This is a genomic window from Comamonas sp. MYb396 (genome assembly GCF_037479555.1).
Taxonomy (GTDB): domain Bacteria; phylum Pseudomonadota; class Gammaproteobacteria; order Burkholderiales; family Burkholderiaceae_C; genus Comamonas.
Genome location: NZ_JBBGYU010000002.1, coordinates 630,485 through 651,346 on the forward strand (window position 1 = coordinate 630,485; position 20,862 = coordinate 651,346).

Here is a 20,862-nt window from a genome sequence, read left to right on the forward strand (position 1 = left end):
TGCTGCTCCCTGTGCTGCTAGAGCACCGTCATTTTTACGAGAAATCCGATGAAGAAGGCCAGCGCGATCGACGCCAGAATCCATGCCAGTCGCCGGTTGGCCTTGCGCTGCGCGGGGGTGATCATCCAATCACCTTGGTTGCAGTAGCGTCCAGCTTGGGCGGGGTCTCAAAGGTATGGAAAGGCGCGGGCGATGGCACCTCCCACTCCAGACCTTCGGCACCTTCCCAGGGCTTTTGCGGCGCCTTCTCGCCACGGTGGCGCATGCCAGGCCAGACCACAAAGGCAAAGAAGTAGACCTGCATCAGACCAAAGCCGAAGGCACCGATCGAGGCAATCATGTTGAAGTCGGCAAACTGCATCGGGTAGTCGGCATAGCGGCGTGGCATGCCGGCCAGGCCCAGAAAGTGCATCGGGAAGAAGGTGATGTTGAAGAAGATCAGCGAGCCCCAGAAATGGATGCGGCCGCGCGACTCGGCATACATCACGCCCGTCCACTTGGGCGCCCAGTAGTAGTAGCCGGCAAACATCGAGAACAGAGAGCCTGCCACCAGCACATAGTGGAAGTGCGCCACCACGTAGTAGGTGTCCTGCAGCTGGATATCGATGGGCGCCATCGACAGGATCAGGCCCGTGAAGCCGCCCATCGTGAACACGAAAATAAAGCCCACCGAGAACAGCATCGGCGTCTCGAAGGTCATCGAGCCGCGCCACATCGTCGCCACCCAATTAAAGATCTTCACTGCCGTCGGCACCGAGATCAGCATGGTTGCGTACATGAAGAACAGCTGGCCGGTCACCGGCATGCCGGTGGTGAACATGTGGTGCGCCCAGACAATGAAGGACAGGATCGCAATCGCCGCCACCGCATAGACCATCGAGGCATAGCCAAACAGCTTCTTGCGGCTGAAGGCCGGCACGATCTGGCTGATGATGCCAAAGGCCGGCAAGATCATGATGTAGACCTCGGGGTGGCCGAAGAACCAGAAGATATGCTGGTACATCACCGGATCACCACCGCCAGCGGGGTTGAAGAAGCTGGTGCCAAAGTGGCGGTCGGTCAGGGTCATTGTGATCGCGCCCGCCAGCACCGGCATCACGGCGATCAGCAGGTAGGCGGTGATCAGCCAGGTCCAGGCAAACATCGGCATCTTCATCAAGGTCATGCCCGGCGCGCGCATGTTCAGGATGGTGACGATGATGTTGATCGAGCCCATGATGGAAGAGGCACCCATCACATGCATCGCAAAGATGCTGGTGTCCATCGACGGACCCATTTGCAGGGTCAATGGTGCGTACAAGGTCCAGCCGGCAGCCGGTGCACCGCCAGGCATGAAGAACGAGCCCACCAGCATCAGGCCGGCCGGGATCATCAGCCAGAAGCTGAAGTTGTTCATGCGCGCAAAGGCCATGTCGCTGGCGCCAATCTGCAGCGGCAGCATCCAGTTCGCAAAGCCGACAAAGGCCGGCATGATCGCGCCAAACACCATGATCAGCCCGTGCATCGTCGTCAGCTGGTTGAACAGCTCGGGGTTGACCAGCTGCAGCCCGGGCTGGAACAGCTCGGCACGGATCAGCAGCGCCAGCACGCCGCCCACCATCAGCATGGTGAACGAGAACAGCAGGTAGAGCGTGCCGATGTCCTTGTGGTTGGTGGCAAACACCCAGCGCCGCCAGCCCGTGGGCGCACCATGGTGGTGGTCGTCATGGGCATGGTCGGCCTGGCCGTGGTCGCTATGGCTGGGGTCTGTGGGGAGAACAGCGCTCATAAATCTTGACTCCGATGGCTCTTCTAGGGCTTGCACGCCTTAGGGTGCAGCAACAATATCGACACGGCGCGCCTGGCTGTCAGCGCCCTCACCTGCGGTAATGGTCTGCGGCTTGCGCATCTCGATACGCGCCTCTGCCACGCCTTGGGCTACCAGCAGCTCGGCCACGGCCTGGGCGCGCTTCTTGGCCAGCTCGGCATTCTGGTCGGCATTGCCGGTGCCATCGACAAACCCGGACAACGCCACCTTGCTGCTTTGGCCGGCCAGCGTGGCGGCGGCTTTTTTCACCGCCTCCTGGGCCTGGCCGTCCAGCTCGCTCTTGCCGCTGGCAAACAGCACCTGGGAGATCGGTGCTTCTGCAGTTGCTGCAGCAGCAGGTGCGGCGGCGGCAGGACTTGCAGGGGTGGCTGCCGCAGCGGCGCCGGCATCAGAAGCCGCAGCTGCCGCTGCTGGGGCAGCAGCCGGCGCAGCCGCTGCCGAACCTCCACCTTCCGGGAATTTGCCGGTACGTGCCGCGACAAACTGGGCCGGCTGCACCATGGTGCCGGTCTTGTTGCTCCAGTGGTTCTTGGTAAAGGTGACGACCGCTGCCAGGTCGGTATCGCTCAGCTGCTTCCAGGACGGCATGGCGCCATTGGCGCGGCCCTCGAGCACCGTGTGCATCATGTCGGCCGTGGGGCCCAGTACCACCGGGCTGCCATCGAGCGCCTTGATGGGGCCAGCCCCCTTGCCGTTGGCCTGGTGGCAGGCGGCACAGTTGGCGGCATAGACCTTCTCGCCCCGGGCCACCAGTGCGGCCAGCTCCCAGACCTTGTTGGGGTCATCGGCCTGCGCGGCGAGCAACTTCTTTTGCTCGGCCACCCATGCGGAGTAATCGCTGGCCGACAGCACCTTCACATGGATGGGCATGTAGGCATGCTCCTTGCCGCAGAGCTCGGCGCACTGGCCGTAGTAGTCGCCGGTTTTCTCGGCGCGGAACCAGGTGTCGCGCACAAAACCGGGGATCGCATCCTGCTTGATACCAAAGGCCGGCACCATGAAGGAGTGGATCACATCGGCGGCGGTGGTGATGATGCGCACCTTCTTGTCGACGGGCACAACCAAGGGCTTGTCGACGCGCAGCAGGTAGTCATTGGGCGCCTTGGAGACATCACCGCTGTTGGACATCGCGCGCTGGCCGCTATCCAGCGTAGAGATAAAGTTCAGGCCCTCGCCTTCGCCGGTCAGATAGTCGTAGCCCCATTTCCACTGGTAGCCGGTCACCTTCACGGTCAGGTCGGCATTGGTGGTGTCCTTTTGCGCGACCAGCACCTTGGTCGCCGGCAAGGCCATCAGGATCACGATGATGAAGGGCAGCACCGTCCAGGTGACCTCGACCGTGACCGATTCATGGAAGGTGGCGGGCACCGCCCCCTTGGATTTGCGGTGCTTCCAGATGGAATAGAACATCACCGCGAACACACCGACAAAGATGATGGTGCAGATCCAGAGCATCATCCAGTGCAGCGTGTGCTGCTCCTGGGCAATTCGGGTGACGGGAGGCGCCAGGTTCATCTGCCCAACGGCCGGGCCGCCGGGAAGACTTTGCACCGCATGTGCTGCAGAGGTGAGGCCAGATGCCACCAGCAGCAGCCAAGAAGCCAGCTTATGAGAATCACTTTTCATAGTTGTCACTTACTTCTCATCTTCTCATCGTTATGTAGGGCAGGCTGGCGTGTCGGTGGGGAAGACATCCAGCCGCGTGGTGCAGACACCGCCGGGTGCATCTCCGCTTGCACCCATGCCACTTGGTCATTACAGCGAGCATGGCCGCAACCGCGCAAGATTGCAACCCATGCAATCCCGGGATCATAGGAGATTGACAACAGCGACTGTCCAACACTGGACAGTCGCTGAATATGTTAGGTCGTTTGCCGAGCCACCCAACCGCCTGCGCATAAGGCGTAAGGGGCGGCCCCAGCCATCAGGCGCCGCCAGGGCGCCCCTGGCGCAGCATCTGCTGCATATCCTGCACGCTGATGCTGCTCTCGCCCTGCACCTTCATGCGTGGCGTGGGCTTGAAGGCATGGCCGTAGATGATCTCGAACGAGACCACCAGGCGCCCCTGCTCCTGGGCATCGGCCAGCTTGGCGGTCAGCAAGGCATCGAGCTCGTTGCGCCACTGGCGGCCACGCAGGCCGCCAAAGCGGGCCGGGTGCAGGTTGCGGCCCAGCTCGCGCAGCTCGGCACGCAATTGCGCGGCGCCTGAGTACGACAAGCTGATGCGCTCCATGTCCATCACCGGCTCGGCAAAGCCGGCCTGCACCAGCATGTCACCCCAGTCGTGCATGTCGGTGAACTCATGACTGGCAGCGGGCCAGCCCTGGCCGGCATAGGCCGCACGCAGCTCTTTGAGCGTATCGGGCCCGAAACAGGAAAACATCACAAAACCGTTGACCGCCAGGCTCTGGTGCCAGGTCTGCAGCAGCTGCTGGGGGTTGGGATGCTGGTGCAGCGCCATATTGGCCCAGAGCATCTGCACACTTGCGGGCGCAGGCAGGCCCCAGTGCAGCTTGGCCTGGCGCCAGCGGCTCAGCGCCCACCAGGGCTTGTCCAGCTGGCTGCGCAGCAGCGCGGCATGGGCCGGGCGGCTTTCCACGATATGGATATCGGCCGCCGGGTAGCGCTCGGCCACCTGCCGGTGCGCCTCCAGGCCGCCGTATACGGGCTCCCAGCTGCACCAGGCCTCTGGTTTTTGCACGATCCACTGCAGCCGGTCTTGCATGCGACGGCCCACCTCTTCGTGCAGCCAGGGGCTGTGCGCAGGCGCGCGCCGCTGCCAGGCATGGGCGGCGTTGGGGTCGATCGACGGAGGTGCGGTAAATTCAGCCATGGGGGAACACCTGCGCTTTGGCGCGCAGATTATTGATTGGTATTAAAGCGATGACAGCAGCCACACCCGAGAAACACCGGCCCAGCCTGTGGCAGCGTGCGGCCCAGGTGCTGGGCCACTGGCCCAGCCAGTGCCTGGTCTGCCGCAGCTGGCCCAGTGACTGGATCTGCACGGCCTGCGCCAGCGTCTGCTGGCAGCCGGGCCTGCGCCGCTGCAGCCGCTGCGCGCTGCCCTTGCCGGCCAGCACCGAGGTCTGCGCCGGCTGCCTGCGCGAAGCGCCGCTGTTGCAGCGCTGCCATGCCGCCGTGGACTATAGCCCGCCTTGGGATGGCATGGTGCTGCGGCTCAAATTTCACCAGCAGCTGGCATGGGCAAACCGCATGGCCCAGCTGCTGCTGCACACGCCAGGGGTGCTGGCCAGCCTGCAGCAAGCCAGCGTCATCCTGCCGGTGCCACTGTCTGCCGCCCGCATGCGCGAGCGCGGCTACAACCAGGCACTGCTGCTGGCCAAGGCGTTGCGCCGCCAGGCGCCCAGCGGTCTGGCGCTGGCCACGGTGCAGCCGCGCTACCTGCAGCGGCTGGTGGACACGCCCGCCCAGGCCGGCCTGGGGCGCGCTGCCCGGCTGCGCAACCTGCGCCATGCCTTTGCGCTGCGCCCGGGCCTGCAGGCGCAGGATCTGGGTGAGTACCCACTGCTGATCGATGATGTGATGACCACCGGCGCCACCTTGGGCGCGGTGGCGCAGCTGCTGCAGGCGCAAGGCACGCCAGCGGTGCAGGCACTGGTGTTTGCCAGAACGCCGGCGCCCGGCCAATAGCGCAGCGGTCCACCCTTGTTTGGCGGGGCCGCTACACTGGCGCCCTTGTTTTTGCGCATTTGCCATGTTCAACGTCGTCCTGGTCGAACCCGAAATCCCTCCCAACACCGGTAATGTGATCCGCCTGTGTGCCAACACCGGCAGCCGCTTGCACCTGATCGAGCCGCTGGGCTTTTCGATGGAAGACCGCTTGATGCGCCGCGCCGGCCTGGACTACCACGAGTACGCCGCCGCCCAGCGCCATGCCCATTGGGACGCCTTTATCGAGCGCATGCAGCCTGCCGCCGACCGCATGTTTGCAATGACCACCCATGGCAGCAGCCCGGCGTTTGATGTGCGCTTTCAGCCCGGCGACTGGCTGGTTTTTGGCTGTGAGACCCGAGGTTTACCGATCGCCGTACGCGAGAGCTTTCCCACGAGCCAGCGCGTGCGCCTGCCGATGGTGGCGGGCCAGCGCAGCCTGAACCTGTCCAATGCAGTGGCGGTGACGGTGTTCGAGGCCTGGCGCCAGAATGGCTTTGCGATGCCGGACGGCACGCCGGCTCAGTAAGCAAGCAAGTAAGTACCGACCAGCCCCGCTATCCCAGCGGGGGTTCTCTCAGTTTCAAGCCGCGCTTTGCGAGCGCTTGACGAAAAACAGGCCCATGCCCACCAGCATCAGCAGGCCGCCAAACACCTTGTTCTGGATGCGCATGGCGCGGCTGTCGCGCAGCAGGCGGCGCAGCACGCTGGCGCTGCCGGCATAGCCATGCATCACCACGGTGTCGACGGCTAAGGTCGTGGCAGCCAGAATCAGCAGCTGCAGCCACAGCGGGCGCTCGGAGGTCATGAACTGGGGCAGCACCGCCACCATGAAGATGATGCCCTTGGGGTTGGTGGCATTGGTCAGAAAGCCGCTCAGCGCCCGCTTTTGCCAGCTGCCGCTGGCGGGCTGCTCGGCCTGGGTGTCCATGATGCCGCCCTTGGCGCGCCACTGCGCAAAGCCGATATAGATCAGGTAGCAGGCCCCGACGATCTTGACGACATTAAAGGCGGTCTCCGAGGCGATCAGCAGCGAGCCAACGCCGGCGCCGGCAATCAGCAGGATTAGCAGCAGGCCCAATTGCAGGCCCAGGATGGTGGCGCTGGTCTTGCGCACCCCGTAGGAGAGCCCGTGGCTCATTGACAACACGGCGCCCGATCCGGGAGATACGGCAATGATGCAAGCCGCAACGAGATACGCCATCCAAGTATGCAAATCCATGGTTCATCCTGGGGCAGCGGAGCCGTCCGCCACCAACGCAGCCCCTGTGGGGCAAAGCGGCGATTATCGCGCGGCCCGGCCAGGCACGTAGGCGCTCGGCCATTGTTGTAAATTTATTTTTTTGATAGCTAAGGCGGCAATACCCACAAGCGCCAACCGCAAAACATTGCAATAAATTACCGTGACCCGGCAAATAAAAGTAATCTGTGCAGCGCAACGACAAAACACCGATAACAAAACGCAAGCATGGAACACGCTCCCGCCTGGCTTACCTATACCTTTCTCTACCTGGCCGCGGCCGTCATCGCGGTGCCGATCTCGCGCGCGCTGGGCCTGGGCACCATCATCGGCTACCTGGTCGCGGGCATCATCATCGGCCCCAGCGGCCTGCAGCTGGTCAGCAATGTGCAGGACATCCTGCATTTCTCCGAATTCGGCGTCGTGCTGATGCTGTTCCTGATCGGACTGGAGCTGCAGCCCAGCCGCTTGTGGAGCATGCGCCGGCCCATTTTTGGCGTGGGCACCGCCCAGGTGCTGCTGTGCACAGCCGGGCTGTTTGCCGCCGGCCTGGCTTTTGGCTATGACTGGCATCTGGCGCTGATTGCCGCGCTGGGCCTGGCGCTGTCATCGACCGCGATCGCGCTGCAAAGCATTGCCGAGCGCAACCTGATGTCCACCACCAGCGGCAAGACCAGCTTTGCGATATTGCTGTTCCAGGACGTCGCCGCCATCCCGATCCTGGCGCTGATCCCGCTGCTGGCCGTGGGCCACCAGGCCGCGCAGAACGATGGCAATGTGCTGATGGAAATCGGCAAGACGCTGGCCATCATCGTGGCCGTCATTCTGGTGGGCCGCTACCTGCTGCGCCCAGTGCTGCGCTGGATTGCGCAGAGTGAATCGCGCGAGATATCGACCGCCACCGCCTTGCTGCTGGTCGTGGGCATTGCGTTCCTGATGCTGCAGATTGGCCTGTCGATGGCGCTGGGCGCCTTTCTCGCCGGCGTGCTGCTGGCCGACAGCGAGTTCCGCGCCGAGCTCGAGACCGATATCGAACCCTTCAAGGGACTGCTGCTGGGCCTGTTCTTCATCGCGGTGGGCATGAGCATCGATTTCGCGGTCATCGTGCAGGCGCCGCTGGCCATGCTGGTGCTGGTGCTGCTGTTCCTGCTGATCAAGTGCGTGGTCATCTATGGCCTGGCCCAGCTGCTGCGCATGCCGGTGCAAGAGCGCCCGCTGTTCACCCTGCTGCTGGCCCAGGGCGGCGAGTTCGCCTTTGTGGTGTTCAGCGCCGCCCAGGCGCAGCGCATCTTGACGCCCCAGCAGTCGTCCCTGCTGATCGGTTCGGTCGCCATCTCGATGGTGGCCACGCCGCTGATCGTGGCGGCGATGGACCGCTGGCTGATGCCGCGCTTTGCCAACCTTGCCAAGGGGGGCGATACACCACCCGAGCTGAGCGAGCAGCAGGAGGCCACCGTGCTGATCGCCGGTTTTGGCCGCTACGGCCAGATCGTCACCCGCGTGCTGCTGAGCCAGGGCATCAAGGCCGTCATCCTGGACCACAGCGTGGAGATGCTGGAAGTGGCGCAGAACTTTGGCTACCGGGTGTTCTATGGCGATGCCACGCGCCAGGACCTGCTGCGCATTGCCGGCGCCGAGAAGGCCGAGGTCATGGTGATTGCGGTGGATGACGAGCTGCAGACCAACCAGATCGTGCGCCTGGTGCAGCAGCATTTTCCGCACCTCAAGATCGTCGCCCGGGCCAAGGATGTGGCGCACTGGTATGCGCTGCGTGACATGGGCGTGCACCATGTCGACCGCGAGGTGTTTGACTCCAGCCTGCAGACGGCCGAGAAAGCGCTGGAGCTGATGGGCTACAGCGCCGAAGACGCCCAGTATGTGGTAACCGTGTTCCGCGCGCACAACATTGAGCTGTCGGACAAGATGTACGAACACCACCATGACCGCGAAACCATGCTCGCCGTTGCCAAGCAGGGCCGCGAGCAGCTGGTCGAGCAAATGGCGCGCGAGCGCCAGGAGCGCCAAGAGCAGGTGCAGGAAGCTAAGGACGCGCCAAGCAGCCCCTACCCACCGCCGCCCGAAGACCCGCACAGCCAGATCTGAGCCCTCGCGCCGCACAAAACCGGCTTAACCACAACCCAGCGCAGCTGCCAGGTGCATGCTACGCTGTGCGCCCTATGTTCAACCCCTCCCAAGCCGATGTCCGGCGATTTTTCTGCGCCGCCTATGCCAAGCACCAAGCGGGCCAGCCCATGGAAGCCATCGAGACCCTGGCCAGCCTGTGGATCGATGAGCACCCGGAATACCGTGAAGACCTGAGCGATGTGGATGCGGCCATTGCCCGCAACTACGACCTGACGCCGGAAAAGACCAACCCCTTCCTGCACCTGTCGATGCACCTGTCGATCAGCGAGCAATGCAGCATTGACCAGCCACGCGGCATTCGCCAGGCGGTGGAGCTGCTGGCCAAGCGCCTGGGCTCCTTGCACGACGCCCACCATGTGGCGATGGAATGCCTGGGCACGATGCTGTGGGAGAGCCAGCGCTCGGGCCGCCCGCCGGACGGCAATGCCTATGTGGCCGCCGTGCAGCGCCAGGCCACCAAGGACTGATCCGTCAGAGACCGGCCAGCAGCCTCAATTGGACGCCTGCTTGCTGCGAAAGCGCGACTCGGGCACGATCTGCAGCGGGCCATCCAGGCTGCCAATGTAGTTGGCCAGCGCCTTCATCTCGGCATGGGTCAGCTGCTTGGCCATGCCCACCATGATCGGGTGGTTGCGGCCGATGCGGGCGTTTTTCTCGATGGTGTAGGACTTGAGCGCCGCGTAGAGGTAGTCGGGATGCTGGCCGCCGAGCTTGGCGTACGAGGGATCGAGCGGCTTGGAGAAGTTGTCGCCATGGCAGCTGACGCAGGTGCCTTTTTTCAGCAGTTCGGCCACTTCGGCGCTGGGCACCTTGGACGGTTTGTCTGCCAGCTGGGTCTCGCCCACCGTGTGCTGCGCGTAGTAGGCGGCCAGATCGGCAATATCTTGCTCACTCAGCGAATCGGCAATGGCGCGCATCGTCGGGTGTTTGCGGTCGCCCTTCTTGTAGGCATGCAGGGCCGCGTCGATGTATTTTTCGCTCTGGCCCGAAATCTTAGGCACCTGGTAGACCTCGGGGAAGCTGGCCTTGTAGCCCACAATGCCGTGGCAACCGATGCACATCGCCACCTTGCCCTCAGCCGCCTTGGCATTGCCCTTGATCTCCTGCGCGCAGACTGCGCCGGTCGCTGACGCGACAAGCAAGGCAAATATCGTGGTCCATCTTTTATTCATTGTGCGCACAATCGTGTGGTTCAGGCCGCCGCAGTGATGCGGAGATCTGGGTTTATAGTCAACGCTGTACTGGCCCCGTCATCACGATTCTGCATCCACTTCCATGAAATTCCAAGGCACACAGAACTACGTCGCGACCAATGACCTCATGCTGGCGGTCAATGCGGCAATTACCCTTCAAAGACCGCTTCTCGTCAAGGGGGAACCAGGGACAGGGAAAACCATGCTGGCGGAGGAGGTTGCACAGGCGCTAGGCATGCCGCTGCTGCAGTGGCATATCAAGTCCACCACCAAGGCCCAGCAGGGTTTGTATGAGTACGATGCGGTCAGTCGTCTGCGTGACAGCCAGCTCGCCGACCCCGAGAGCGCAGCCCGCGTCAAGGACATCAACAACTACATCCTCAAGGGCGTGCTCTGGCAGGCCTTCACGGCCGACGCGCCAGTTGCGCTGCTGATCGACGAGATCGACAAGGCGGATATCGAATTCCCCAATGACCTCTTGCGCGAAATCGATCGCATGGAGTTCTACTGCTACGAGACGCGCCAGATGATCCGCGCCAAGCACCGCCCGCTGGTGGTCATCACGTCGAACAACGAAAAGGAGCTGCCCGATGCTTTCCTGCGCCGCTGCTTTTTCCACTACATCAAGTTCCCTGATGCCGAGACCATGCAGCAGATCGTGGCTGTGCACTTTCCTGCACTCAAGCAGGAGCTGCTGTCGGCGGCGATGAAGGTGTTCTTCGACATCCGCAACCTGCCGGGCCTGAAGAAAAAGCCCTCCACCAGCGAGCTGATCGACTGGCTCAAACTGCTGGTGGCCGAAGACATTCCGCCCGAAGTGCTGCAGACAGCCGACCAGAAAATCGCCATCCCGCCGCTGGTGGGCGCGTTGCTGAAAAACGAGCAGGATGTGAGCCTGTTTGAAAAGCTGGTGTTCATGAACCAGCGCAACCGCTAAAACCGCCATGGCCACCCCACAGCAACTGCTGATCGAAGGGCTGAGCGACGCGGCCGGTTTTCTCGCCGGCGCGCTGCTGGGCTGGGGCCTTGGCACGCTGCTGGGCTGGCAGCTGTTTTCCGAAGGCTATGGCGCCAGCAGCATCGCCGCCATTGCGCTGGTGGGCCTGGGCGGCGGCGCCGGCTTGCAACTGGCCCGGCGCTGGCGCATCCGCCGCAACAACCACACTGAATAGGACGAGGCAATGGCCTTTGTAGAACCCACCGAACTGCGCGCCCGTGGCGTGCTGCTGGCCCCGCTGACCTTGGCGCATGAGGCAGGCCTGCGCGCCGCCGCGCAAGACGGTGAGCTGTGGAACATCCGCGTCACCTCGGTGCCCGAGCCCGAGAACACCCGCGCCTACATCGAGCAGGCCCTGGCGATGCGCGATGCCGGCAGCCGCATGCCCTTTGCGGTCGTAGACGAGGCCAGCGGCCAGCTGCTGGGTACCAGCAGCTACCACGACATCGTGCCAGCGCTCAAACGCGTGGAGATTGGCTATACCTGGTACGCCCGCAGCGTGCAGCGCAGCCATGTCAACACCACCTGCAAGCTGCTGCTGCTGACCCATGCCTTTGAGACGCTGGGCGCGGCCGTCGTGGGCTGGCGCACCGACAACTACAACTTTGCCAGCCAGCGCGCCATTGAGCGCTTGGGCGCCAAGAAGGACGGCGTCATCCGCCACCATGCACCGCGCCGCGATGGCACCGTGCGCGACACCGTGCTCTACAGCATGCTCGCCGGTGAATGGCCCGAGGCCAAGGCGCAGCTGCTGTACCTGCTGAACCAGCCGCGCTGACATTAAAGAGACGGCTGATTTAAGCCGTCTGCAGGTTCAGCACGCCCAGGTACTGCTCGGGCAGAATCTGGCGCAGATGGGTTTTGACATTGTCGGCATAGCCGGTGTTGGTCATCTGCTCGAGGAAGGTGACCATGTCCACCAGACCCAGGAGCAGCTCGGTCTCGTCACTGGCCTGCTGCACCCGCACGGCCAGCGCCATCGCATCGGCACTGCGCTGCATCTGCAAAATCCCCACCGCATACATCTTGCAGCCCGCCAGCGAACGTTTGCTGCCCTGGCTGGCACGCGTTTGCTCGACATAGACGGGGGCCGCAGGCGGTCTGGGAGCGGCCTGCACCGGCGCAGGCGCTGCCACCGGTGGGGGTGGCGGTGGGGCCGGAGGAGGCGGTGGTGGTGGCGGAGGAGCAGGCGGCTGTTGCATCGCCAGATAACCGGCCGTGACCAAGGCATCGAGCACGCTGCCAGCGCTGTCCCCGACCCAACGCGCGATCTCTTGACGCGAGCGGTTGCCATCGCACAAGATCAGAATCTGGCGCTCCTGCACGGACAGGCTGCCGCGGTCACGCAACGCCTGGCGTGCCTTGTCCGTTTTGATCATCACCATGACAGCTTGCCTTTTGAGTACCCGTTAGACTGGAGAGGCTAGCGCCAAACTGTTACGGATTGTTTACAAGACCATGTTGATAGACTTTTTCTACACCTTGCGCGCGGCCAAGTTGCCAGTGTCGGTCAAGGAGCTGCTCACCCTGCTCGAAGCATTGGACAAGGGCCTGGCCGGGCCCCGCTCCGAAGACGCCTGGAGCCTGGACGATTTCTATTTTCTGGCCAGGCTCTGCCTCGTCAAGGATGAAAAGCTGTTCGACAAGTTCGACCAGGCCTTTGGCGCCTACTTCAAGGGCATGGAAATGCTCACCGACTGGAAGAAGGAGCTGCCCGAGGACTGGCTCAAGCAGGTGCTACAAAAAGAGCTGAGCGCCGAGCAAAAGGCTGCCATCGAGGCGATGGGCTGGGACGAGCTGATGGAGACGCTCAAAAAACGCCTGGAAGAGCAAAAAGGCCGGCACGAAGGCGGCAACAAATGGATTGGCACCAACGGCACCAGCCCCTTTGGCCATGGCGGCTACAACCCGGCAGGTGTGCGCATTGGCGGCCCGGGCAAGAGCCGCAGCGCCGTCAAGGTCTGGGAGCAGCGCGCCTACCGCGACTACGACGACACCCAGGAGCTGGGCACCCGCAATATCAAGGTGGCGCTGCGCCGCCTGCGCCGCTTTGCCCGGGAAGGCAATGAGCTGGAGCTGGACCTGCCAGACACCATCCGCGCGACTGCGGCCAATGCCGGCTACCTTGATATCAAGATGGTGCCCGAGCGCCATAACCATGTGAAGGTACTGCTGCTGATGGATGTGGGCGGCACCATGGACGACCATATTCAACGCGTCGAGGAATTATTCAGCGCCGTCAAAAGCGAGTTCAAGCACCTCGAGTTTTATTATTTCCACAATTGCGTCTACGACTATATGTGGAAGAACAATAAACGCCGCTACGCTGAGAAATTCCCCACCTGGGACATCATCAGAAAATATAACAAAGATTACAAACTCATCTTTGTGGGCGATGCCACAATGAGTCCATACGAAGTCCTACAAGCAGGAGGCTCTGTTGAGTACAACAATGAGGAACCTGGGGCCGAGTGGCTTAAGCGATTGACCCACGCCTTTCCCAAACACGCCTGGATCAATCCGGAGCCCCAAGGCGTGTGGCAATACCGCCAAAGCATCAGCCTGATACAACAACTCGTAGGCGACCGTATGTTTCCCCTGTCACTCAAAGGGCTGGAGGACACCATGCGCTTGCTGTCAAAGTGACCATGCGACACCGTCTGACAACGCCGGTTCTGCCGGCGTTTTTTATTCTTACTGCTGCCCTGCTGGCAGGCTGCAGCAGCACCCCCAAGGCCGACGACGCGGACGACACCGCGACGCATGCCAGCAGCGAGCCCGCGTTTGATATCACTGTCAAGGCACCCAAGAAAGTGCGCGAGTACCTGGAGCAGTATGTCGAGCTCAAGCGCTACCGCAACTTTCCCGGCCTGCAGATGAGCGAGATGACGCGCCTGCTGGGCGGCGCCGATGAGAATGTGCGCGAGCTGATGGGCACCCTGGGCTACTTCAGCCCCGAGATCAAGATCGACGCCTACGACACCGGCGCTGCTCCTGCCGGCAGTGGCATATCGGCAGAGAACAGCCAGGCAAGGCCGCAGCTGGTCATCGAGGTCGAGCCCGGCCCGCAGACCAAGGTGACCGAGGTGGCGCTGGACTACAGCGGCGAGGTCACCGAGGAGAAGAACTTTGCCGCGCGCCGCGCGCGCTTTGAGCGCAACTGGGATCTGCAGCCCGGCGAGGGCTTTACCCAAAAGGAATGGAGCAGCGCCAAGTCCGAGGGCCTGCGCAGCCTGCAGCGCAACCGCTACCCCACCGCCAAGATCAGCAACAGCCAGGCCAATATCGATGGCGATAGCAACGAAGCCAAGCTCTCGGTGGGCTATGACAGCGGCCCGCTCTACAAGTTTGGCCCGCTGCGCATCGAAGGCGCCGAGCGCTATGACGCCCAAGGCATTGCCCGCATTGCACGCCTGCCCAGCGGCCAGAACTACAGCGAGGCCGACATGCTCGATGCCCAGACCCGGCTGGCAGGCAGCGGCTACTACGACTCGGTGTTCCTCACGCTGGACACCGACACCGCCAACCCCAAGGAAGCACCAGTGATCGCCCAGGTGCGCGAGGCCAAGATGCAAAAGGTGGTGTTCGGTATCGGTATGTCCACCGACACCGGGCCGCGCCTGAGCCTGGACCACACGCACAACAAGATGCCCTGGCTGGGCTGGCGCGCGGTGAGCAAGTTCTCGTTCGAGCGCGACAAAAAGCTGCTGTCCACCGAATGGACCGACCTGCCCAAGGAGAGCGGCTGGGCCTACTTTGGTGCGGGCGAGGTCAAGCGCGAGCTCAACGGCGACTTCACCGTCAACTCCATGCAGCTGCGCGGCGGCCACAAAAAGAGCAGCGACCATATCGACCGCAGCGCCTTTCTGCAGTACGACTTTTCGTCGGTGCAGGGCCAGGAGAAGATCCCATCGAGCAGCGCACTGAGCGTGAACTACGGCTGGACGGGCCGCTATTTCAACAACAACACCGACCCCACGCGCGGCTACGGCATTGCCGCCGAGCTGGGCGCGGGCTACACCATCACGCCGGACCGCGACCCCTTTGTGCGCAGCCTGCTGCGCTGGCAAGGCTTTGTGCCGGCAGGCAAGGTCACCGCGCCCAACGGCAGCTCGCGCAGCGCCCGCATTGCGCTGCGGGCCGAGGGCGGCGCCATCCTCGCCAAGGACTCGGCCGTGATCCCCGCTACCCAGCTGTTCATCACCGGTGGTGACACCACCGTGCGCGGCTACGGCTACAAAAAGATCGGCACCCGCGTGGCCGATGACCAGGTCTATGGCGGCCGCTACATGTACGTGGGCAGTGTCGAGTACCAGCGTCCCCTGGTGCGCAATGGCGAGATCAGCGCCTGGGAATCGGCCGTGTTTGCCGATGTGGGCTCGGTCGCCGACAAGGCCGGTGATCTGTCACCCTACTGGGGCATTGGCACGGGCCTGCGCTGGCGCAGCCCCGTGGGCGCGCTGCAGGCCGATGTGGCCTATGGCTTGAAAGACGAACGCTTCCGCTTGCACCTGCGTCTGGGATACAGCTTCTAAAACATGGCAGATACACACGCAACCGCACCCACCGCCAGCGCAGCGCAACCAGCGGCGTCGCCGCCCAGCGGCCCTTCTTCCCCCAAAAAGCGCAGCGGCCTGCGGCGCGTCGTGCGCGTGCTGCTGTGGCTGTTCGTCGCCCTCATCCTGCTGCTGGCCGCACTGCTGGGCGGCGCCTGGTGGTGGACCGGGCAGAACGATTCGCTCGCCCGCAGCATCGCCCTGGCCCAGCGCTTTTTGCCGGCCGACATGCAGCTGCAAGCGCAGGACGTGCAAGGCAGCCTGCGCGGCGGCGGCAGCATTGGCCAGCTGCAGTGGAGCAATCCGTCGATCAGCGTACAGGTGGACCAGGCCACCATTGGCTGGAGCCTGGACAAGATTTGGGACCGCGAGCTGCGCCTGGCGCCCATCCATATCGCCAAGGTCAGCATCACGCCGTCGGGCATCGACCAACCCAAGGAACCCAGCCAGCCTCTGGAGCAGTTGCCCCTTCCGCTGCGCGTGCTGGAGGTGCCCTTCGCGGTGGACGAAATCGTCTGGGCCGCGCCGCAGCCCATCACCGTCACGCAACTGCAGGGCCACTACCTTTATGCGGCGGACAAGCACCAGCTGCAGATCGACAAGGTCGAGGCCTTCAACAGCCGCCTACAGCTCAAAGCCGATGTGGATGCGCTCGCGCCCATGCAGATCGCTGCCGATCTGAAAGCCCAGCTGGACCAGCCCGCCACCGACTCCCTGCCCGCCATCCTGGCCGATGCCGGTGTGCAGGTGACCGGCACCTTGTCCGGCCTGGATGCCGCCCTGCGCGTGCAGGCCCAGGTCAAGCCGCAGTTTGAAGCAGTGGCCGCCAAGCCCGCCGCTGCCGATGCACCAGCGTCCACCGCCGCCCGCAAAAAGACGGCCGCCAAGGCGCCATCGGCGCAAGAGAAAGCCGCCAAGGCCCAGGCCGCCCGTTCCGCCCAGGCGCTGGCGGGCGCCGCGCCGATGCAGGCCAATGTCGATGCCACCGTCTACCCTTGGCGCCCCTGGCCGCTGGGCCCCGCGCAGGCCCAGCTGCAAAGCGTCAACTTGGCTGCCTTTTTGCCCAGCCTGCCCACCACCTTGCTCAATGGCCAGTTGGCAGTGACGGAGGCGGCCGCTGATCTGCTCAGCAGCACCCATGCCGCCCATGCAGCGCCGGCGCTGGTGGATGCGCCGGTGGACCCCATGGCCACCAGCAGCGCAGCACCAGCAGATTCCGACACCTCGACGACCAAACCCGCAGCACCCCCTGCGCTGCTGCCGGTGCCACTCGATATCCAGATCGATATCAGCAACGCCCTGCCCGGCCCCATCAACCACCAGCTTCTGCCGGTGAGCGCCGTGCAGACCCATGCGCTGTTTGATGGCCAGCGGGTGGACGTGCTCGAAGGCAGCGAAGTCCAGCTGGGCAGCGGCAGCCTGAGCGCCCAAGGCCACTACCGCCTGGCAGACCACCATGCCGGTATCCAGGCGGCGCTGCGCGCGATCAACCCGGCGCTGGTCGACACCCGCATCGACAGTGCACCGCTGTCTGGCAGCATGTCGGCCCAGTCGCAAAACGACGCCATTGTGTTTGACGCCAACATCACGTCCGAGCGCCGCACACCGGCCAAGGCCACCGCAGCGAGCACCAGCTTGCCGATCGACCGCGTGATCGCCAAGGGCCAGTGGAAAGCGCCTGAGCTGCAGCTGCAAAGCGCGCAGATCGATGCGCTGGGCGCGCATATCAGCGCCAAACAGCTGACCGCCAACATCGACCAGCGCAGTGGCGCGGGCGAGCTGTCGGTGCAGGCGCCCGGTGCCAACCTGGATGCCAAGGCCCAGGCCGCGCCCCAGCAAGGCCAGGGCATCATCGCAGTGCGCCTGAGCAGCGCCGAGCAACTGCTGCAATGGCTGCGCAAGCTGCCGGGCATGGCCCAGGCGCTGCCCGAAGGCATGCTGGCCCAGGGCAGCCTCGACGCCAAGCTGCGCTTTAGCGGCGGCTATGGCGATGCGCTGCGCCAGCTGCAGCAAGCGGGGCTGCTGGCCCAGCTGCCTGCGGGCCTTCCCACAGGCGGCCAGCCTTTTGCGCTTGATGCCAATATCAGCACCCCGCAGCTGAGCCTGCGCACCAGCGCCGATGCCGCGGACCTCTGGCAGCTGCGCGATACCGAGCTGGCCCTGGTTGGCAACCTCAAAAAAGTGCAGCTCGATCTGCGTGCCCAAGCCCAGCACGGCGAGCAGCAGATGGCTGCCCAGCTCAGCCTGGCCGCCAACAGCACGGCGGCCAAGCAGTGGAGCGGCGCCTTGAGCAAGCTGCAGGCCCGCGCCACGCTGCCGCCCAACAAGGCGCCCTGGCAGGTGCAGCTGCAGCAGCCGCTGGACTTCAAACTGCAGCTGCCCGCCGGCAACCAGCCGCTGCGCGCCAGCACCGGCGCCAGCCAGTTGCAGCTGACCGGGCCCGAGCCCGGCACGGTCACCCTGCAATGGAACCCCCTGCAGTTCAGCCAGGGCGCCGACCAGGCCGTGCAGCTGCAAAGCACCGGCAGCCTGCAAGGCCTGCCCCTGCGCTGGATCCGTGCCTTCCAAAAGCCCGATCCCAGCCAGGCGCAAAAGCACAGCCCTTTTGACTCTGACCTGGTGGTCCAGGGCCGCTGGGATGTCAACACGCAAAACGGCCTCAACGCCAAGGTCGAGATCGAGCGCGCCAGCGGCGATCTGCAGCTGCACACGCAGGGCAGCGCGCCTACCAACGTCACCTTCCACTCGAGCGGCAAGGAAGGCGCGGTCTCCAAGGCCTTCTCGGCCGAGGGTCAGACCATCATTGCGCGCATCCGCACCGCCAAGGTCGAGCTGACCGTGCAGGACCGCCAGCTGCGCAGCCGCGTGCAATGGGATTCAGTCAACGCAGGCCAGCTCACCGCCGATGTGCAAACGGCGCTGCAGTACGAAGGCAAGAACTACCTGGGCGCCACCGTGGCCCCCGATGCACCACTGTCCGGCAACGTGCAGGCCCAAATGCCCGACCTGGGCATCTGGGCCAGCTTTGCCCCCCCGGGCTGGCGCGTGGCCGGCAGCCTGGCAGCCAATGTGCAGCTGGCGGGCAACCTGCAAGACCCGCGCTGGAGCGGCAGCATCACCGCAGACAAGATGCGTATCCAGTCGCAATTGGATGGCGTGGACCTGCGCAACGGCAGCCTGCGTGCGCAGCTCAACGGCAATACGCTGGAGCTGCAAAGCCTGCACTTTGACGGCGGCGAAGGCAGCCGTGCGCGCATTGCTGGCTACAGCGGCAACTTGACGGCTGCGCCCGCCAGCGGCGGCACGCTCGATGCCACCGGCACCATCAGCTGGACCATGCCGCAAAACGGCGCCGCGCCCGATATCCGCATGGACATCCGCACCCAGGCCAAGGCCTTGCAGGTGCTGGTGCGCGCCGACCGCCAGGTCAGCATCTCCGGCCAGGTGCGCAGCCAGCTGCAGCAAGGCCAGATGAGCATCACCGGCGACCTGACCGTGGACCGTGCCAGCATCATGCTGGCCGATGAATCCTCACCCACGCTGGGCAGCGATGTGGTGGTCAGCACCAAGGCCAGCCGCGCAGCAGCTGCCGAAAAAGCCAAGCAAGAAGCGGCCAAGGCTGCGCAGGCCAAGCTCGATGCTCCGGCTGGCCGGGTCGAGCCCGCCAAGCCGCTGATCCTGAACGTCAAGCTCGACATGGGCCGTGACTTTGCGCTGCAAGGCTATGGCATCACCACGCGCCTGACAGGCACGCTCAATGTGCAAAGCAGCGGCGGCGCCGGCATTGGCATGCCGCGCATCACCGGCGTCATCAGCACCGAAGAAGGCCGCTACCGCGCCTGGGGCCAGGTGCTGAATGTAGAAACCGGCCTGATCCGCTTCAACGGCCCCTACAACAACCCCTCGCTCGATATTCTGGCGCTGCGCCCCAATATCGCCGTCAAGGCTGGCGTGCAGGTCAGCGGCTCGGCGCAGGCCCCACGCGTGAGCCTGTACTCCAACCCCGAGATGCCCGATGCGGAAAAGATCTCCTGGGTGGTGATGGGGCGCGACCCTGCCGGCGGCGGCGCCAGCAGCGCGCTGATGCAGCAAGCAGCGCTGGCCTTGCTCAGCGGTGGATCGGGCGAGAGCGTAACCGGCAATATCGCCAAGAGCCTGGGCCTGGACGAGATCGGCATTGGCGGCACCGACCGCGATTCGGCCAGCCTGTCCGTCGGCAAGCGCCTGTCGCAAGACCTGTATGTCACCTACGAAGCGGGCCTGGCCGGCACCTTGGGTGCGCTGTACATCTTCTACGACTTCACGCGCAACCTGCAGCTGCGCGGCTCGGCCGGTACGACCAGCGCGCTGGACTTGATTTATACCTTGCGCTACGACTGATGGAGCCCATGAGCGCGCGCCATGCGCCATGTGACCTATGACAGGCCCCGGTAGTTGCAAAACGGCGGGGGCCTGTTTGCCAGGGGCTCCGCAGAGGTTGGGCTCAGCGTTGCGCTGGCAGCATAGGCGTCAATCCATGCCCATGCCGAAGAATCCAGCACCCGACCACGGCGCAGCGCCCGGCGCATCGCGCTGGCCCCTCACTCTGGCGGCCATGCGCTCTGGGAGCTGAGAAAGTACTTTGGGGAAAGCTCGGCAGTAGGCCGTTTGCACACCCGCCATCTCAGCGAGCTGCCGATAGCTGATCCAGGCACCCTCCGGCACCGCGCAGGCCACCTGTTGAACCCTCTCCTGCCACTGGTCGCTGAACACAGGCCCCCTGGCACGGCACAGCGATACCTCGGCACCACGGCGAATGGTGCCGCCTCTCAACACGCGGGCGAGCATGCCTCTGTCTCGCCCAATCGAAGCCAAGGCCCCCGGGCACCTGCGCTCCAGCAGCCGGCAAGGTTCACAGAGAAAGCTGATCCCGATGACAACCTCGCTGCCCATGCGCAACAGATCACCGGAGGCCAACCCGCTGGTGGAGAAATCCACCCTTATATTCTCCCGGAGCGAGCCTTCCGCCAAGCCCCAGCGCTGGTAGGCATCAGTGCCGGCGACGAGCAGCTGCCGGGGGGATAACGAGGAAGCATGCCGGTCTCCCACCAGCCCATAGCCGCCCAGCGCCTGCACTTCGGCCACGGAACGGGGCTCTGGCTCCTGGCCCACCCGGACGTAAAGCGCCTGCAGCGTACCCATGGGCTGCCAGCTGTCTTGGAGATCGGAGGGAAGTGGGATGGGATGAACGGGGAGCATGCGCTGCCATTTTG

General features: G+C 64.2%; 18 protein-coding genes. 10 read left to right on the forward strand and 8 right to left on the reverse strand.

Annotated elements, in window-relative coordinates:
• Window positions 1-17: 17 nt before the first annotated feature.
• From WH265_RS07045 to WH265_RS07060, 4 genes are all read right to left on the reverse strand, one after another.
• Window positions 18-125, reverse strand: coding sequence for a cytochrome oxidase small assembly protein (locus WH265_RS07045; protein WP_021026279.1), 108 nt, complete (start codon window positions 123-125; stop codon window positions 18-20).
• Complete coding sequence (gene ctaD / locus WH265_RS07050; protein WP_021026280.1) at window positions 122-1,768, reverse strand: cytochrome c oxidase subunit I; 1,647 nt, start codon at window positions 1,766-1,768, stop codon at window positions 122-124. Before ctaD ends, WH265_RS07045 begins: the two co-directional genes overlap by 4 nt.
• A gap of 39 nt (window positions 1,769-1,807) precedes the next feature.
• The gene (coxB, locus tag WH265_RS07055; RefSeq protein ID WP_021026281.1) at window positions 1,808-3,433 is read right to left on the reverse strand and encodes a cytochrome c oxidase subunit II; all 1,626 of its coding nucleotides are present in this window, start codon (window positions 3,431-3,433) and stop codon (window positions 1,808-1,810) included.
• Between the two features lie 298 nt (window positions 3,434-3,731).
• Window positions 3,732-4,640, reverse strand: coding sequence for a biotin synthase (locus WH265_RS07060; RefSeq protein WP_339557783.1), 909 nt, complete (start codon window positions 4,638-4,640; stop codon window positions 3,732-3,734).
• Between the two features lie 50 nt (window positions 4,641-4,690).
• Between WH265_RS07060 and WH265_RS07065 the strand changes: the two genes are divergently transcribed.
• Together WH265_RS07065 and trmL are read left to right on the forward strand one after the other, a co-directional pair.
• Window positions 4,691-5,458 carry a ComF family protein gene (locus WH265_RS07065; RefSeq protein ID WP_339557784.1) on the forward strand — a complete coding sequence of 256 codons (768 nt, stop codon included), beginning with the start codon at window positions 4,691-4,693 and terminating at the stop codon, window positions 5,456-5,458.
• A gap of 64 nt (window positions 5,459-5,522) precedes the next feature.
• Complete coding sequence (gene trmL, locus WH265_RS07070; RefSeq protein ID WP_339557785.1) at window positions 5,523-6,008, forward strand: tRNA (uridine(34)/cytosine(34)/5-carboxymethylaminomethyluridine(34)-2'-O)-methyltransferase TrmL; 486 nt, start codon at window positions 5,523-5,525, stop codon at window positions 6,006-6,008.
• 54 nt (window positions 6,009-6,062) lie between these two features.
• On the opposite strand, the gene WH265_RS07075 is transcribed toward trmL, so the two are convergent.
• A complete protein-coding gene (locus WH265_RS07075) occupies window positions 6,063-6,701 on the reverse strand; it encodes a LysE family transporter (RefSeq protein ID WP_312989044.1) in 639 nt (212 codons plus the stop codon).
• A gap of 246 nt (window positions 6,702-6,947) precedes the next feature.
• On the opposite strand from WH265_RS07075, the gene kefC reads away from it, so the two are divergent.
• A complete protein-coding gene (kefC, locus tag WH265_RS07080; protein WP_021025341.1) occupies window positions 6,948-8,822 on the forward strand; it encodes a glutathione-regulated potassium-efflux system protein KefC in 1,875 nt (624 codons plus the stop codon).
• Between the two features lie 74 nt (window positions 8,823-8,896).
• Window positions 8,897-9,331 carry a DUF1841 family protein gene (locus tag WH265_RS07085; protein ID WP_021025342.1) on the forward strand — a complete coding sequence of 145 codons (435 nt, stop codon included), beginning with the start codon at window positions 8,897-8,899 and terminating at the stop codon, window positions 9,329-9,331.
• Window positions 9,332-9,355: 24 nt separating this feature from the next.
• Here WH265_RS07085 and WH265_RS07090 read toward each other — a convergent pair whose 3' ends face one another.
• Window positions 9,356-10,036 (reverse strand): c-type cytochrome, encoded by a 681-nt coding sequence (locus WH265_RS07090; RefSeq protein ID WP_182345088.1) that lies wholly within the window; start codon window positions 10,034-10,036, stop codon window positions 9,356-9,358.
• Between the two features lie 103 nt (window positions 10,037-10,139).
• Between WH265_RS07090 and WH265_RS07095 the strand changes: the two genes are divergently transcribed.
• Genes WH265_RS07095 through WH265_RS07105 form a run of 3 tightly spaced genes read left to right on the forward strand, consistent with a single transcriptional unit; the run spans window position 10,140 to window position 11,832 of the window.
• On the forward strand, window positions 10,140-10,994 hold the full coding sequence (locus tag WH265_RS07095) for an AAA family ATPase (protein WP_021025344.1): 855 nt from the start codon (window positions 10,140-10,142) through the stop codon (window positions 10,992-10,994).
• 7 nt (window positions 10,995-11,001) lie between these two features.
• Window positions 11,002-11,229 carry a hypothetical protein gene (locus tag WH265_RS07100; protein ID WP_312989041.1) on the forward strand — a complete coding sequence of 76 codons (228 nt, stop codon included), beginning with the start codon at window positions 11,002-11,004 and terminating at the stop codon, window positions 11,227-11,229.
• 9 nt (window positions 11,230-11,238) lie between these two features.
• Complete coding sequence (locus WH265_RS07105) at window positions 11,239-11,832, forward strand: GNAT family N-acetyltransferase (protein ID WP_339557786.1); 594 nt, start codon at window positions 11,239-11,241, stop codon at window positions 11,830-11,832.
• Between the two features lie 19 nt (window positions 11,833-11,851).
• On the opposite strand, the gene WH265_RS07110 is transcribed toward WH265_RS07105, so the two are convergent.
• Entirely contained in the window at window positions 11,852-12,439 is a 588-nt protein-coding gene (locus WH265_RS07110; protein ID WP_021025347.1) for a hypothetical protein, read from the reverse strand.
• Window positions 12,440-12,512: 73 nt separating this feature from the next.
• Between WH265_RS07110 and WH265_RS07115 the strand changes: the two genes are divergently transcribed.
• The 3 genes from WH265_RS07115 to WH265_RS07125 are packed head-to-tail and all read left to right on the forward strand — an operon-like array spanning window position 12,513 to window position 19,990.
• Complete coding sequence (locus tag WH265_RS07115) at window positions 12,513-13,700, forward strand: vWA domain-containing protein (protein ID WP_312989036.1); 1,188 nt, start codon at window positions 12,513-12,515, stop codon at window positions 13,698-13,700.
• A gap of 2 nt (window positions 13,701-13,702) precedes the next feature.
• Entirely contained in the window at window positions 13,703-15,589 is a 1,887-nt protein-coding gene (locus tag WH265_RS07120; protein WP_339557787.1) for an autotransporter assembly complex protein TamA, read from the forward strand.
• A 3-nt stretch (window positions 15,590-15,592) separates the two neighbouring features.
• Window positions 15,593-19,990, forward strand: coding sequence for a translocation/assembly module TamB domain-containing protein (locus WH265_RS07125; RefSeq protein WP_339557788.1), 4,398 nt, complete (start codon window positions 15,593-15,595; stop codon window positions 19,988-19,990).
• 129 nt (window positions 19,991-20,119) lie between these two features.
• Here WH265_RS07125 and WH265_RS07130 read toward each other — a convergent pair whose 3' ends face one another.
• Window positions 20,120-20,791, reverse strand: coding sequence for an MOSC domain-containing protein (locus tag WH265_RS07130; RefSeq protein ID WP_339557789.1), 672 nt, complete (start codon window positions 20,789-20,791; stop codon window positions 20,120-20,122).
• Window positions 20,792-20,862: the final 71 nt, after the last annotated feature.